We start from the raw sequence: 13,773 nt of genomic DNA on the forward strand, positions 1-13,773 counted from the left end.
GCGGTCCAGGCCATACAAGATGGCCATATCGGGCGGCGTCCGCAGCCGCCTACGCTCGTCGTATGACCCCTCATCCCCCTCCTGCCGACTCCGCCGCCGGGGCGGCCGTGAAGGCCGCCGACCGCGCGCACGTGTTCCACTCCTGGTCCGCCCAGGGCCTGATCGACCCGCTCGCCGTCGCCGGCGCCGAGGGGGCGTACTTCTGGGACTACGACGGCAACCGCTACCTGGACTTCACCAGCGGCCTCGTCTACACCAACATCGGCTACCAGCACCCCACCGTCGTCGCCGCGATCCAGGAGCAGGCGGGGAAGATGACGACCTTCGCGCCCGCCTTCGCGATCGAGTCGCGCTCCGAGGCCGCACGCCTCATCGCCGAGCGCACCCCCGGCGACCTGGACAAGATCTTCTTCACCAACGGCGGCGCCGAGGCCGTCGAGAACGCCATCAGGATGGCCCGGCTGCACACCGGCCGCACGAAGGTGCTCTCCGCCTACCGCTCGTACCACGGCGCCACGTCCACCGCGATCAACCTGACCGGTGACCCGCGCCGCTGGGCGTCCGACAACGGCTCGGCGGGCGTCGTCCGGTTCTGGGCCCCGTTCCTCTACCGCTCGCCGTTCTACGCCGAGACCGAGGCGGAGGAGTGCGCCCGCGCGCTCCAGCACCTGGAGGACACCCTCGCCTACGAGGGCCCCGCGACCATCGCCGCGATCATCCTGGAGACCATCCCGGGCACGGCCGGCATCATGACGCCGCCGCCCGGCTACCTCGCCGGGGTCCGGGAGATCTGCGACCGGTACGGCATCGTCTTCGTCCTCGACGAGGTGATGGCCGGGTTCGGGCGCACCGGCAAGTGGTTCGCCGCCGACCACTTCGACGTGGCGCCGGACCTGCTGACCTTCGCCAAGGGCGTCAACTCCGGTTACGTACCGCTCGGCGGCGTCGCCATCTCCGCCGAGATCGCCGCCACCTTCGAGACCCGCCCCTACCCGGGCGGACTGACCTACTCCGGCCACCCCCTGGCCTGTGCCGCCGCCGTGGCCACCATCCATGTGATGGAGGACGAGAAGGTCATCGAGAACGCCGCGCACATCGGCGAGACGGTGCTCGGCCCCGGCCTGCGCGACCTCGCCGAGCGCCACCCCTGCGTCGGTGAGGTCCGCGGCCTCGGCGCCTTCTGGGCGCTGGAGCTCGTCCGCGACCGGGAGACCCGCGAGCCGCTGGTCCCGTACAACGCGACAGGCGCGGCGAACGCCCCGATGGCGGCCTTCGGTGCGGCGGCGAAGAAGAACGGCCTGTGGCCCTTCATCAACATGAACCGCACCCACGCCGTTCCTGCCTGCAACGTCACCGAGGCCGAGGCCAAGGAGGGGCTCGCCGCCCTGGACGCCGCCCTGTCGGTGGCCGACGAGCACACCGCGTAGCTGCGCCGGCGCACGGCGCCCCTCCCCTGCCCGGCGGTCCGGCCGGTCCGCTCGGTCTAAGGTGGCCGAAACCGAAACGGGGAGGGGCGCCATGCGCGCGAGCGGAGCTGTCACCCGCAGTACGTTGCGACAGCAGATCGCGGACGCGCTGCGTGACGAAGTGCTCGCCGGGCGTCTGCAGCCGGGACGGGAGTTCACCGTCAAGCAGATCGCCGAGCAGTACGGCGTCTCCGCGACGCCCGTCCGTGAGGCACTCTTCGACCTCTCCGCGCAGGGCCTGCTCGAATCCGATCAGCACCGCGGATTCCGGGTGTACGAGTTCACCGTCGCGGACTACCGGGCGATGGTGGAGGCCCGCACCCTGGTCATGGACGGGGTCATCCGGGGCGTCTTCCAGGAGCAGTCCCCCGCGCAGCAGACGGCGTACCGGGACGCGCTCGTCTCCGTACGCCGCCGCGCCGAGGAGGCCGCCCGCGCCGCGCGCGGCGGTGACCTGGACATACTCATCGGCTACGACCTGCGGTTCTGGCGCGAGCTGGGCGCGCTCGTCGGCAACTCCTACATCAGCGACTTCCTGCACCGGCTGCGCGTCCAGGCGTGGGTGTTCGCCGTGCCGTACCTGCGCGGCGACGCGGACGTCCGGGACTGGCTCTGGAACGGGCACGCCGAACTCGTCACGGCGATCACGCACCGGGACCGCGACGCGCTGCGCGTGGTGATCGACGACTACAACGGCCACGCGCTGAGCTGGGCGGACCGCCTGGCATCCGGGACCTGGCCCGTCCCGGGCCCGGGACGCAGCCGCCCGGGCCGGACGGAACCGGCGGCCCGGCCCGCCCGAGGACCTGACCCGCGCAGGCCTGAACCCCGGCCGACGAGGGCGCCGGGCAAGGCGCGGCGAAGTCGGTCATGAGGGAGCACTGTCCGCGACGTCCCGACCGCATTACGCTGTCCCGACCATCGCACGCACCCGTTGGAGAGCGAGACTTCATGGCCTGTGACCTGTGGCTGGTCCCCCTCGTCGATGTGCTGTGCCACAGCCCCGACAACCCCTTCGCCGAAGAGATAGCCGTCTACGACAAAGCGCTGGGCGAGGCCGGGCTGCCGCCCGTACCCGTCTACGCCTACATGCCGGGCCTGACCGGTGACGTGGCCCCGGTCGCGGGCTTCGACTACGACGCCCTGCACTTCCTGCGCCGCGCCTATCTGCTCCAGCTCAGCGGCCTCGCCGTCACGCCCGTGGACGAACTGGGCGGCGACTACGAGCAGTTGCTGGAGATGTTCGAGCCGACGGCCCAGCAGTCGCACCTCGTGTGGCACTACGACCACGCGGGCGCGTACGTCCCGCTGGACTTCCCCTCCCCGCTCTCCAACGACGACCTGCTGGAGGGCGGCGGCCCGCTCGGCTCCTCGCACGGGCTGCTGCGGGAGCTGGAGTTCGTCGCCCCGTCCATCGGCATCGATCCGGCCAACCCGCCGGCCGCCCCCTGCCGCCCGCCGCGCCCACCGCGCTGGAGGAACCGGCCGGTCCGATCCCTTACGACGACAACCCGTTCGCCCGGGAACGCCACGTCTGGCTGGGTCTGCACGCGGCGGTCACTCGCAGCCTCGCCCAGGGCTCAATGATCATTTTCAGCTGACGGCAGGGCTCCCACCCGCCGGAGTCCCCGCGACGACCACCGCGCAACGGTCGCCGGCCGGCGGCCCTTCATGTGCCGGCGGCCACCGGCCATCGCCCACCGGTCATCGCGGGGACTCCGGCGGCCGCTGCCGCGGCATGTTCGGCCGGCTCATCGACTGCAGCGGGAACCGCCCCGGCTGCACCCCCTGCTCCGCCCGCCCGCTCCCCGCGCCGCCGGACACCAGCGCCTGCATCCCCATCGGCGCGGGACCGGCCCGGAACTCCACCATCCAGTCCGCGGTCTCCGACCGCACGAGCTCCGTGACGTCCTCCGAGAAGCGCCGCAGCACCCCGAGGCACCGCTCGGCCGCCTCGCTCGCCGTCCCCTCGGTCGGGCCCAGCACCTCCCGTACGCACTCCGAGGCCCAGTCGAACTGGAGCACCTGGAGTCGCCGCTGCACGGCCTGTGCGGTGGCGAGATTCCTTATCCAGCCCGAGGTCAGGCCGAAATACCGGTCGCACGCCATGCACGCGGCACCCAGCAGCAGCGACAGGTACCCCCAGCCCGCCGCGTCGTGCAGCGCACCCGTCAGGTCGAGCAGCGGCAGCGCGGCACCCGCGACCGCGCCGACCGCGGTCCCCATCCGCAGCACCCTGGCCCCGAGCCGCTTCCAGACCCGGTCGCCCAGATACCAGTCGGCGGTGCGCAGCGCATCGGCCTCGACCCAGCGGTACAGCTCGTCGAGCCGCTGGGCGGGTTCCCCCCAGTCACCGAGCGGGAAGGGCGTCCCGGTGAGATCCCGGCCGTGCGCCTCCCGTCCCTGCGCGCCGGAGCCCGTACCGGAGGAAGGGGCGGAACCGGCCGGACCGGGCACACCGGAATCGTTGCGGGGCGGCCCTTCGGGCTGCATCTCCGGCTGACTCACCGGGGTACTCCTCTGCATGCTGCATAGCGACGCGTGTGATTCGACCGCGTCCTCGACGATGGGCGGATCTCTGCCCTCTGCCCTCTGCTCACCCGCGCTCCACGCGACCGGCAGTCCCCGTGCGTAACCTTGCGTGACGACCCGTGCGCGTACACGTACCGGGGCGCATGCCCTTCCTACCGCCGAATGGTGGGCCGTGGGGTCGAAATCGAGGTATTCCCGGGTGCGCAGGGGCTGTGATCAGGTATAGGAGTCTCGCCACCGCCGGCCCGGTCTCACTCGAAAGAGTTGCCCGCCAGTGGGTGGGGCGCGCCGCCCGGGGACCACGTAGGCTCGGCGTACCGAAACATTTGTCGTCGAAATGCCTGGAGTGACCGTGATTCCCGGTGGTGGTCAGCCCGATATGCAGCAGCTGCTGCAGCAGGCCCAGAAGATGCAGCAGGACCTCGCCGAGGCCCAGGAGGAACTGGCGAGGACCGAAGTCGACGGCCAGGCGGGCGGGGGTCTGGTAAAGGCGACCGTCACCGGCGCCGGCGAGCTCCGCGGCCTGGTGATCGACCCGAAGGCGGTGGACCCCGAGGACACCGAGACGCTCGCGGACCTCGTCGTCGCGGCGGTCCAGGCGGCGAACGAGAACGCCCAGGCGCTCCAGCAGCAGAAGCTCGGTCCGCTGGCCCAGGGCCTGGGCGGTATGCCGGGCCTCCCCTTCTGACCAAGGACATACCCAAGAGTGTGCGTAGCCCCTACGGTACGTACCACGACTCAGCCAGGAAGGCTTTCCGTTGTACGAAGGCGTGGTTCAGGAGCTCATCGACGAGTTGGGCAGGCTGCCCGGCGTCGGTCCCAAGAGCGCGCAGCGGATCGCCTTCCACATCCTGCAGGCCGAGCCCACGGATGTGCGCCGGCTCGCGCATGCCCTCCTGGAGGTCAAGGACAAGGTCCGCTTCTGCGCGATCTGCGGCAACGTGGCCCAGCAGGAGCAGTGCGGGATCTGCCGTGACCCGCGCCGCGACCTGACGGTCATCTGTGTGGTCGAGGAGCCGAAGGACGTCGTCGCGATCGAGCGGACCCGCGAGTTCCGGGGCCGGTACCACGTACTGGGCGGGGCGATCAGCCCCATCGAGGGCGTCGGCCCTGACGACCTGCGCATCCGGGAGCTGCTGGCCCGCCTCGCCGACGGCTCCATCACCGAGCTGATCCTGGCGACCGACCCCAACCTGGAGGGCGAGGCCACCGCGACGTACCTGGCGCGGATGGTCAAGCCGATGGGCCTGCGCGTCACCCGGCTGGCCAGCGGCCTGCCGGTGGGCGGCGACCTGGAGTACGCGGACGAGGTCACCCTCGGCCGTGCCTTCGAGGGAGGCGCCTGCTCGATGTCTGATCTTCTTTCAGCCGTTCCTCCGAGGTCTCACGACGGCTTTACGTTGAGCGCCGTTATCTTCTACTCACCGTCTCCGGCCGCGCCCACGGGAGGTCGTCTCGATGTCTGACGCCACGCTGAACACTGTCACCCAGGACCCCGACGACTTCGCGGTCCAGATCGCCGACCAGATCAAGACGTTCATCGTCGCGGTCACCGAGGTGTCCAAGGTCGAGGAGCCGGAGGAAGCCGTCCCGGTGCTGCTCCTCCAGGTCTCCCAGCTCCTGCTGGCCGGCGGCCGGCTGGGCGCGTACGAGGACATCCTCCCGGACGAGCGCTACGAGCCGGACCTGGGCGCCGAACCGGATGCCGACGGCCTGCGCGAGCGCTTCGCGGCCCTGCTGGAGCCGATCGACGTCTACTCCGAGGTCTTCGACCCGTACGAGCCCCGCAAGTCACCGGTCCCGGCCCGTATCTCCGACGACCTGGCCGACCTCGTCACGGACCTGGGCCACGGCCTGGCCCACTACGAGGAGGACCGCATCACCGAGGCCCTGTGGTGGTGGCAGTTCTCCTACTTCTCCAACTGGGGCTCCACCGCCTCCGCCGCCCTGCGCGCGCTCCAGTCCCTGATCGCCCACATCCGCCTGAACCAGCCCCTCCAGGCCCTCGACGGCCTGGACACCGACCAGGACGCCGGCGACGACGACCTGGCCGAGGAGGCCGGCCGCGTGATGGTCGAGGAGATCGCGGGCCCGCTGGGGTTGCGGCCGGTCAAGTAGGGGCTCCTCCCGGCACCGAGACTTTTCACCCGTTCAGCTGGCGATATAAGGATTTCCTTTTGTCGTGCTCCCGCGTACGCTGAGATGCGGAGCATGAACTGGGCGATCAATCTCCACGTATCGGTGGAGCAGTGGCTGTTGGCGCTGGCGGAGGAGGATCCCGTGACAGCGAACCTCGTAGAGGCTGCGGTCGACATGCTTGCGGAGCACGGGCCGGCTCTAGGCCGACCGCTTGTGGACAAACTCCATGGCTGCCGTACTCACAATCTCAAGGAGCTCCGCCCAGGAAGCGCGGGCGGCAGCGAGGTCCGGATTCTGTTTGTCTTTGACCCTGCTCGGCAGGCGATTCTGTTGGTTGCCGGCGACAAGGCGGGCCGCTGGACGGACTGGTACCGCAAGTCGATCCCGGTGGCTGAGGCCCGCTACGAGGAGCATCTGGTCCGTACGGTGGCAATCCCTGGAGACGGAGAGGCCCGATGAGTCAGCACAGCAGCTGGGCAGAGGTCAAGCGCCGCATGCGCGAGAGCCATCCCGAGGTGTCCGATGCGGAGTGGGAGGCGCGTAAGCAGTCCGCGCGTACGGCGACCGAGGCCTACGTGCTTGGTCACCACCTGCGTGAGATCCGTGAGGAGCAGGGACTCACGCAGACGGATGTGGCGCGTGCGGTAGGCATCTCCCAGGCGCGTGTCTCGCAGATCGAGCGCGGCGAGATCCACAACCTGGAGAGCATGCGCACCTATGCCGCAGCGCTGGGGGCGAGAATCACGGTGTCGATCGAGTACGGCGACCGGACGGTGGGTGCCGCCTGACGATGTCGGTCGTCCGGCGGCGTCGCGCGGATATCGCTGTATCCGCGCGACACCCTGCGCCCCGCACCCGAAGCGTCGCTGTCCACTCCCTTCCGGTGTCTCGAACGGAACGTGTGGCTTTTGGCCGTGACTGGCCGTCAACCGCCAACTGGTGCATGGGCAGGGCCCGGACGCCGATGCAGGCAGCCGTGGGCCGGTTTCCGGTCCACTTGGCCGCGCCCTGGCCGAAGTGCGTCGCCCTCGTGGCCCGGGGCTGAGTTTCCGCAGGTCCGCCCGAGGCTCAAGCCCCGAGCTGCGAGCCTCGAAGTCCGAGCCTCTTTCTGTAGGAATGGGTGGTGAGGTTGAACCCACCCACCCTCCCAAGTCCCGCGTACACCTGCGCGGATGACTTTCGGTGATCGGCTTGCGTCACAGCGTGTGCACGCTCTAGGTTCGGCGTAACAGTCCTTAAAAAGGACGATCCCGGCGGTGCGCCAACACCAACCGGGATCTCGTCCTGATAGATCGAAAGCTAGTGAGGCTCGATCCACATGACTTCCACCCACATTAGTGCTGCCCTGCGCGCTCCCGCCCACCGCATGGCCAAAGCCGGGTTCGGCAAGCGGCACGCCCCCGACGAAGCACCGCGCGGCGCCGCCGACTTCGTACATCTGCCCGCGCGGGAAGCGGCGATCGCCGCGTACGTCGACCGGCTGCCCGAGGGTGCCGCGATCGGCTACAAGGTGCTGGCGGACGAGCTGCCGGACTACGGGCAGCAGGCGTGCCGCAGCGCGCTGGACCGGCTGACCCGGGCGGGGCATCTGCGCCGGGTCCGGGTGCAGATCAAGGTGGAAGGCAGCGGGCGCTGGGTGACGCGTACGTTCTTCTCCCGCACCGCCCGCGACGCGGCCTGGTGGAAGAAGTACATCCGGTTCATCAACGGCGTGGACGTCCCGGGCCAGCCACAGGCCGCTCCCGCGGAAGCCGCTCCCGGCCCCTCGGAGTCGTACACCGTCCTGGCAGGTCTCGGCCGCAGGGAGCCGAGGCTCCAGCTCTCCGAGGACGAGTGCGTCTCGCTGGAACCGCTGGTCCGTGAGTGGCTGGCGCGTGGGGTGGGCCGGGAGCAGGCCAGCCAGATGCTCGTCGCAGGACTGCCGGCCTCCGTGCATTCCGCCGGGGCCTTCCTCCGAACCCGACTGGAGAACAAGATGCCGCCCGCACCGCAGCCGAAGAGCAACGAAGTCCGCGAGGAGATCGTGGCGGCGCTGGAGATGTGCGCCTTCTGCGACGAGGACGAAAGCACCGCCACGCTCGTGGACGGGGTCTGCGCGGACTGCCGGGCGGACATCGACCGGGACGAGGCGAACGGGACGACGGGCGACGTCCCGGACACGTTCCTGGCCCGGCCCCGGCAGCGTACGGACGTCGCGGACAAGGTGGCGGGACTGCGCGCGGAGATGGGCCGCCCGGCCGTTCCGGGGGCGCGGGCGGGGCGGTGACCCGTCACCCCCCGTCGCACCGCAGGTCCTGCGCCCGCATGAACCCCAGCTGCGCCCCGTTGTCCGTGCGCGACACCCGCCACAGCTCGTCCGCGCCCGACCGGGTGCCGTTCACCGGGATGCCTGGGGCCAGGTAGCCGACGATGTCGGTCCACGGGTTGTCGCCCGCGTAGATGGGGGCGTCGGCATGCGTCGCGAAGCAGGTGCCGCCCGCGTGGGCGGGGGACGCGGCGAGCGGGAGGGCGGACAGGGCCAGGAGCAGGGGGAGTGCGCGGAGCGGCTTGCGCATGGGGCCTCCGGGAGAGCGGGGGCTGGTTGCGGCCCACAGTAGGTGCGGGAGACCGCCCGGCGGCTGACCTCGCTCGGCGTGTGGAAATTGGCCGCGACGCTGTCGGTGCCCGCTGCTAGCCTCCCCGAGCCCGTGATCATCACGGGGCTTGCAGGGAGGGGACTCGAAAGCATGACAAGCGGGATAAGACGTGGGCGAGCCGGTTGGCTCGGGGCGCTGGCGGTCGGTGTGGCAGTGGTGATGGCGGCGCCGAACACAGCCGTGGCCGCCGACAATCTGCCGCCGCTCCAGCCGGTCGCCGCGGACTTGGAGACCGGTCCCAAGGCGTGTGCGGCGGGGGAGGATCGGCCGTACCTGGCGACGTCCCCACAGGTGCGCGCGGTGTTGAGGGATCCGGTGGAGGACGACCGTCCGTCGGAGGGTGACTTCGTCACCGGGGAGTTCGAGGCGTGGTGGACGGACGGGGACGGGGCCGAGCAGCGGCGGACCTACAGCACACCTGGATTCCTGCCGTCAGGGTCGACGATGTCGTGGCGGCTGCCTTCCGACCTGCCTGCGTGGACGGTCATCTCCTGGCGGGTGCGAGCCAATGACGGTCAGGACGTTTCCGCATGGAGCGCGGCCGATGCCGACGGGGCGGGCTGCGAGTTCGTGATCGACGATGCGAATCCGGAGAAGCCCACGGTCACCTCGGCCGAGTACCCGGAAGACGTCTTCTGGTCGGGTGGTGTCGGGGAGTACGGAACGTTCCGTTTCTCTTCACCGTCCGACGACGTCGTCGACTACACGTACAGCTTCCTCGGCGGTCAGCGTGGAACAGTGAAGCCCGACGGGCCGGATGGGGCGGCGGAGATCCGCTTCATGCCGACGTCAAGGGCTCCCGTCGCCCTCGACGTGTACGCGAACGACCGCTCAGGGCGGCGTAGTTCATCCACCGTGTACTACTTCTACGTCGCAGCGGGCCGCACCCCCGTCGCCCAGTGGGCGCTGTCGGATGCGGCGGGTTCCAAGTCCGCCGCAGCAACCGCGGGGCCCGTGGCGCATGCCGGAGTGGGTGTCTCCTTCGGTGGTCCGGGGCCCTCGGGTACCCCGTTGACGTCCACGGCGACGCTCGACGGCACCGGGCACGGCTTCCTGACACCCGCCGCGCAGGTCGTCGATACCGGGAAGACGTTCGCGGTCGGCGGGTGGGTGCGACCTGCGGCGCTGAGCCACGACATGACGGTCGTCAGCCAGGACGCGGGCACCGCGCCCGGGTTCACTCTCGGAGCCCGTACCGGCGGCGCCGAGCCCGTCTGGTCGTTCGGTATCGGTGGTGTGCGGGTCAGTGGCGGTCGCCCCGAGGCCGGCGAATGGGCCTATGTGCTCGGGCTGTACGACGCCGAGACGGGGCTGGCGCGCCTGTACGTCAACGGCGTGGAGGTGGGCACCGCCACCGAGGCCGCAGCCTCGACGGTCACCGGTGACTTCCAGATCGGCCGGGCGCGCGGCAAGGCGGGCTACCGGGACCGCTGGCAGGGCGAGATCGGTGATGTGCGCGCGTACGACCGGGTCGTCGTCCCCGACGAGGCCGCGGAGCTGGCCCACCGCACCCCGCAGGCGCGTGGGCGCTGGTCCCTGGAGGCCGAAGCGGACGGACTCAGCCCGGAGGCGAACGGGGGCGAGCCGCTGAGGCTCGCGGCGGGTGCTTCCATCTACCACCTGCCGGCCGACGCGTGCGACCCGGCCGCCGACCCGGATTGCGCACCGGCCTCGGACCCTCTCGTCGGCGCGGGACATCTGGCGCTCGACGGGGCCGGCGGTCACGCCGCCACGGACAGCCCGGTCGTCGACACCGGCGACAGTTTCACCCTCGGCGCGGTGGTCCACCTCGCGGACCGGGAGCCCACGCGTCCCATGACGGTGCTGTCGCAGGGCGGAGAGCACGGGGACGCCTTCAAGGTGCGTTACGTGCCCGAGAAGCTGAGGTTCGAGCTCGTGATGGGGCACGCGGACGCGCAGGGGGCCGACGAGACCGTGGTCGCCGTCCAGGCGCTGCCGGACGGTGAGAGTGGACGGGGTTACCGCATTGCGGTCGTCCACGACGCCGCTCACGACCGGATCACGCTGTACGTGGACGGACAGGCGAGCGACGCCGCCTTCCGTGCCGGCTGGACGAGCACCGGCGGGCTCCAGGTGGGGCGCGGCCGCACGGCCGACGGCTGGGGCGAGTACCTGCACGGCTCGGTCGACGAGATCCAGGCCTTCTCGGGGGCCCTGAGCGAGACTGCGGTCGCGCAGCTCGGCTTCGGCGGGGACCCCTGCCTCGACTGCTGATCAGAGCCCTAGTGTGCCCCGGCGCTCCCGTGTGGGCTGGGACACAATAGGGAGTGCCCGGACGATCGATGGGCAGCAGCCTCGTACGAGCAGTTCGGGACGACACGCCGATGATCACGTGGTGAGCGGGACATCTCACCATGTGATATCGGCGAGGCGTTTCCGGACTGCTCGTTAAACTGAGCCGACCGCAGCAATGGATTGAGCTAGGAGCGCACGTGGGCCTTGTCGTGCAGAAGTACGGAGGCTCCTCCGTAGCCGATGCCGAGGGCATCAAGCGCGTCGCCAAGCGAATCGTCGATGCCAAGAAGAACGGCAACCAGGTGGTTGTCGTGGTGTCAGCGATGGGCGACACGACGGACGAGTTGATCGATCTCGCCGAGCAGGTATCCCCGATCCCTGCCGGGCGTGAGTTCGACATGCTGCTGACCGCGGGAGAGCGGATCTCCATGGCCCTGCTGGCCATGGCGATCAAGAACCTGGGCCACGAGGCCCAGTCGTTCACCGGCAGCCAGGCCGGCGTCATCACCGACTCGGTCCACAACAAAGCGCGCATCATCGATGTGACGCCGGGCCGTATCCGTACGGCGCTGGACGAGGGGAACATCGCTATCGTGGCGGGGTTCCAGGGTGTGTCCCAGGACAAGAAGGACATCACCACCCTCGGCCGCGGCGGGTCCGACACCACTGCTGTCGCGCTCGCGGCCGCGCTGGATGCCGAGGTCTGTGAGATCTACACCGATGTGGACGGTGTCTTCACCGCCGACCCGCGGGTCGTGAAGAAGGCCCGGAAGATCGACTGGATCTCCTTCGAGGACATGCTGGAGCTGGCCGCGTCCGGTTCCAAGGTGCTGCTGCACCGGTGCGTGGAGTACGCACGCCGTTACAACATCCCGATCCACGTCCGCTCGTCCTTCTCGGGACTGCGCGGGACCTGGGTCAGCAACGAGCCGCAAGGGGACCAGCAGGTGGAGCACGCGATCATCTCCGGAGTCGCCCATGACGTCTCCGAGGCCAAGATCACCGTCGTCGGCGTGCCCGACAAGCCGGGTGAGGCCGCAGCGATCTTCCGCACGATCGCGAACGCCGAGGTCAACATCGACATGGTGGTGCAGAACGTCTCCGCCGCGTCGACCGGTCTGACCGACATCTCGTTCACGCTCCCGAAGTCCGAGGGCCGCAAGGCCATCGACGCCCTGGAGCGCAACCGCGGTGCCATCGGCTTCGAGTCGCTGCGCTACGACGACCAGATCGCCAAGATCTCCCTGGTCGGCGCCGGTATGAAGACCAACCCGGGCGTCACCGCGGGCTTCTTCGAGGCGCTGTCCGACGCGGGCGTGAACATCGAGCTGATCTCGACCTCCGAGATCCGCATCTCGGTGGTCACCCGTGCCGACGACGTCATCGAGGCCGTGCGCGCCGTGCACACCGCCTTCGGCCTCGACAGCGACTCCGACGAGGCAGTCGTGTACGGGGGCACCGGCCGATGACCGCACGCCGCCCTTCGCTCGCGGTCGTCGGCGCGACCGGGGTGATCGGCGGCGTCATGCTCCAGATCATTTCGCAGCACGCGGATATCTGGGGCGAGGTCAGGCTGGTCGCCTCGCCGCGTTCGGCCGGCCGCAAGCTGGTCGTGCGCGGTGAGGAGACCGAGGTCCTCGAACTCGTCGAGGACGTCTTCGACGACGTCGACGTGGCGCTCTTCCTGGTGCCCGACGAGGTCTCCGCGCGCTGGGCTCCGCTCGCCGCGTCCAAGGGCGCTGTCGTCATCGACGACTCCGCGGTCTTCCGCAAGGAAGGCGACGTGCCGCTGGTCGTCCCCGAGATCAATCCCCATGCCGCCCGGATCAGGCCGCGCGGCATCGTCGCGAGCCCGAACTGCACGACCCTCGCGCTGATCGTCGCGGTCGGTGCCCTGCACGCCGAATTCGGGCTGCGGGAACTCGTCGTGTCCTCGTACCAGGCCGTGAGCGGGGCCGGGCGCGACGGCGTCGCCGTGCTGCGCGAGCAGCTTTCGATGGTGGCCGGTACCGAGCTGGGCACGAAGCCCGGTGACGTGCGCCGGGTCGTGGGGGACACCGACGGCGGCCCGTTCGCCGCCCCCGTCGCCCTCAACGTCGTGCCGTGGGCCGGTACGGACGCCGGGGACGGCTGGTCGTCCGAGGAGCTGGCGATCCGCGACGAGTGCCGCAAGGTCCTCGACCTGCCGCACCTTCGGGTGTCGGCGACCTGCGTGTACGTCCCCGTGGTCGCCGCCCACTCGATGTCCGTGCACGCCCGCTTCGAGAATGAGGTCGCGGTCGACCGGGCGCACGAGATCCTGGCGACCGCGCCCGGCGTGGTGCTGTACGACAGCCCCGGAGCGGGGGACTTCCCGACCCCGTCCGACGTGGTGGGCACCGATCCGACCTGGGTCGGCCGGGTCCGGCGGTCGATGGACGACCCGATGGCGCTGGAACTCTTCGTCTGCGGCGACAACTTCCGCAAGGGCGCCGCGTTGAACGTGGCGCAGATCGCCGAATCGGTGGCTGCCGAGTTTCCCCGGTCCTGATTTCCCCGGTCCTGATTTCCCCGGTACTGATCGAACCTGTTTTGTACGCTCTGTGGATGCCCTGTGAGCAGGTTCTGGTCTGAACCTCTTGAGCTGGGGTGTCGCGGTGTCCGACGATGACCTTTCGGCCCGTTGCAACCGCCGGTCGGGGGCAGGCGTCTAAACCGTCACTTCTTGCGCAGCGGGGCGCACATTCGGGGCATTTGGGGAAGAG

Annotated in this window: 12 protein-coding genes and 2 pseudogenes; 12 read left to right on the forward strand and 2 right to left on the reverse strand. The window is 70.1% G+C overall.

The features are described 5' to 3' along the window. Positions 1-62: 62 nt before the first annotated feature. The 3 genes and pseudogenes from LNW71_RS16440 (at position 63) to LNW71_RS16450 (ending at position 3,067) form a co-directional block, all read left to right on the forward strand. Entirely contained in the window at positions 63-1,427 is a 1,365-nt protein-coding gene (locus LNW71_RS16440; RefSeq protein ID WP_250968912.1) for an aspartate aminotransferase family protein, read from the forward strand. Positions 1,428-1,518: 91 nt separating this feature from the next. Continuing rightward, positions 1,519-2,340: a GntR family transcriptional regulator gene (locus tag LNW71_RS16445; RefSeq protein WP_250968913.1), complete on the forward strand. Its 822-nt coding sequence runs from the start codon at positions 1,519-1,521 to the stop codon at positions 2,338-2,340. 77 nt (positions 2,341-2,417) lie between these two features. After that, positions 2,418-3,067, forward strand: a pseudogene (locus LNW71_RS16450) (hypothetical protein). 103 nt (positions 3,068-3,170) lie between these two features. Here the strand turns inward: LNW71_RS16450 and LNW71_RS16455 are convergent. After that, positions 3,171-3,959, reverse strand: coding sequence for an SLATT domain-containing protein (locus LNW71_RS16455; protein ID WP_285802737.1), 789 nt, complete (start codon positions 3,957-3,959; stop codon positions 3,171-3,173). Positions 3,960-4,350: 391 nt separating this feature from the next. On the opposite strand from LNW71_RS16455, the gene LNW71_RS16460 reads away from it, so the two are divergent. From LNW71_RS16460 to LNW71_RS16485, 6 genes and pseudogenes are all read left to right on the forward strand, one after another. Further along, positions 4,351-4,686, forward strand: a complete 336-nt coding sequence (locus tag LNW71_RS16460; RefSeq protein ID WP_250972037.1) for a YbaB/EbfC family nucleoid-associated protein — start codon at positions 4,351-4,353, stop codon at positions 4,684-4,686. A 70-nt stretch (positions 4,687-4,756) separates the two neighbouring features. Next, positions 4,757-5,355: pseudogene (gene recR / locus LNW71_RS16465) on the forward strand (recombination mediator RecR). A gap of 101 nt (positions 5,356-5,456) precedes the next feature. Beyond that, entirely contained in the window at positions 5,457-6,116 is a 660-nt protein-coding gene (locus tag LNW71_RS16470; RefSeq protein WP_250968915.1) for a DUF5063 domain-containing protein, read from the forward strand. 93 nt (positions 6,117-6,209) lie between these two features. Continuing rightward, the gene (locus tag LNW71_RS16475; RefSeq protein ID WP_250968916.1) at positions 6,210-6,596 is read left to right on the forward strand and encodes a type II toxin-antitoxin system RelE/ParE family toxin; all 387 of its coding nucleotides are present in this window, start codon (positions 6,210-6,212) and stop codon (positions 6,594-6,596) included. After that, positions 6,593-6,925, forward strand: coding sequence for a helix-turn-helix transcriptional regulator (locus LNW71_RS16480; RefSeq protein ID WP_250968917.1), 333 nt, complete (start codon positions 6,593-6,595; stop codon positions 6,923-6,925). The genes LNW71_RS16475 and LNW71_RS16480 overlap by 4 nt, the downstream gene beginning before the upstream one ends. A gap of 578 nt (positions 6,926-7,503) precedes the next feature. Continuing rightward, positions 7,504-8,403, forward strand: a complete 900-nt coding sequence (locus LNW71_RS16485) for a hypothetical protein (protein ID WP_250968918.1) — start codon at positions 7,504-7,506, stop codon at positions 8,401-8,403. Positions 8,404-8,407: 4 nt separating this feature from the next. Here the strand turns inward: LNW71_RS16485 and LNW71_RS16490 are convergent, their stop codons facing one another. Then, complete coding sequence (locus LNW71_RS16490) at positions 8,408-8,692, reverse strand: hypothetical protein (RefSeq protein ID WP_250968919.1); 285 nt, start codon at positions 8,690-8,692, stop codon at positions 8,408-8,410. A gap of 171 nt (positions 8,693-8,863) precedes the next feature. On the opposite strand from LNW71_RS16490, the gene LNW71_RS16495 reads away from it, so the two are divergent. The 3 genes from LNW71_RS16495 (at position 8,864) to LNW71_RS16505 (ending at position 13,559) form a co-directional block, all read left to right on the forward strand. Then, complete coding sequence (locus LNW71_RS16495) at positions 8,864-11,008, forward strand: LamG domain-containing protein (protein ID WP_250968920.1); 2,145 nt, start codon at positions 8,864-8,866, stop codon at positions 11,006-11,008. Between the two features lie 218 nt (positions 11,009-11,226). Further along, entirely contained in the window at positions 11,227-12,498 is a 1,272-nt protein-coding gene (locus LNW71_RS16500) for an aspartate kinase (RefSeq protein WP_250968921.1), read from the forward strand. After that, a complete protein-coding gene (locus LNW71_RS16505; protein ID WP_250968922.1) occupies positions 12,495-13,559 on the forward strand; it encodes an aspartate-semialdehyde dehydrogenase in 1,065 nt (354 codons plus the stop codon). The genes LNW71_RS16500 and LNW71_RS16505 overlap by 4 nt, the downstream gene beginning before the upstream one ends. Positions 13,560-13,773: the final 214 nt, after the last annotated feature.

The organism is Streptomyces sp. RKAG290 (genome assembly GCF_023701695.1).
Classification (GTDB): domain Bacteria; phylum Actinomycetota; class Actinomycetes; order Streptomycetales; family Streptomycetaceae; genus Streptomyces.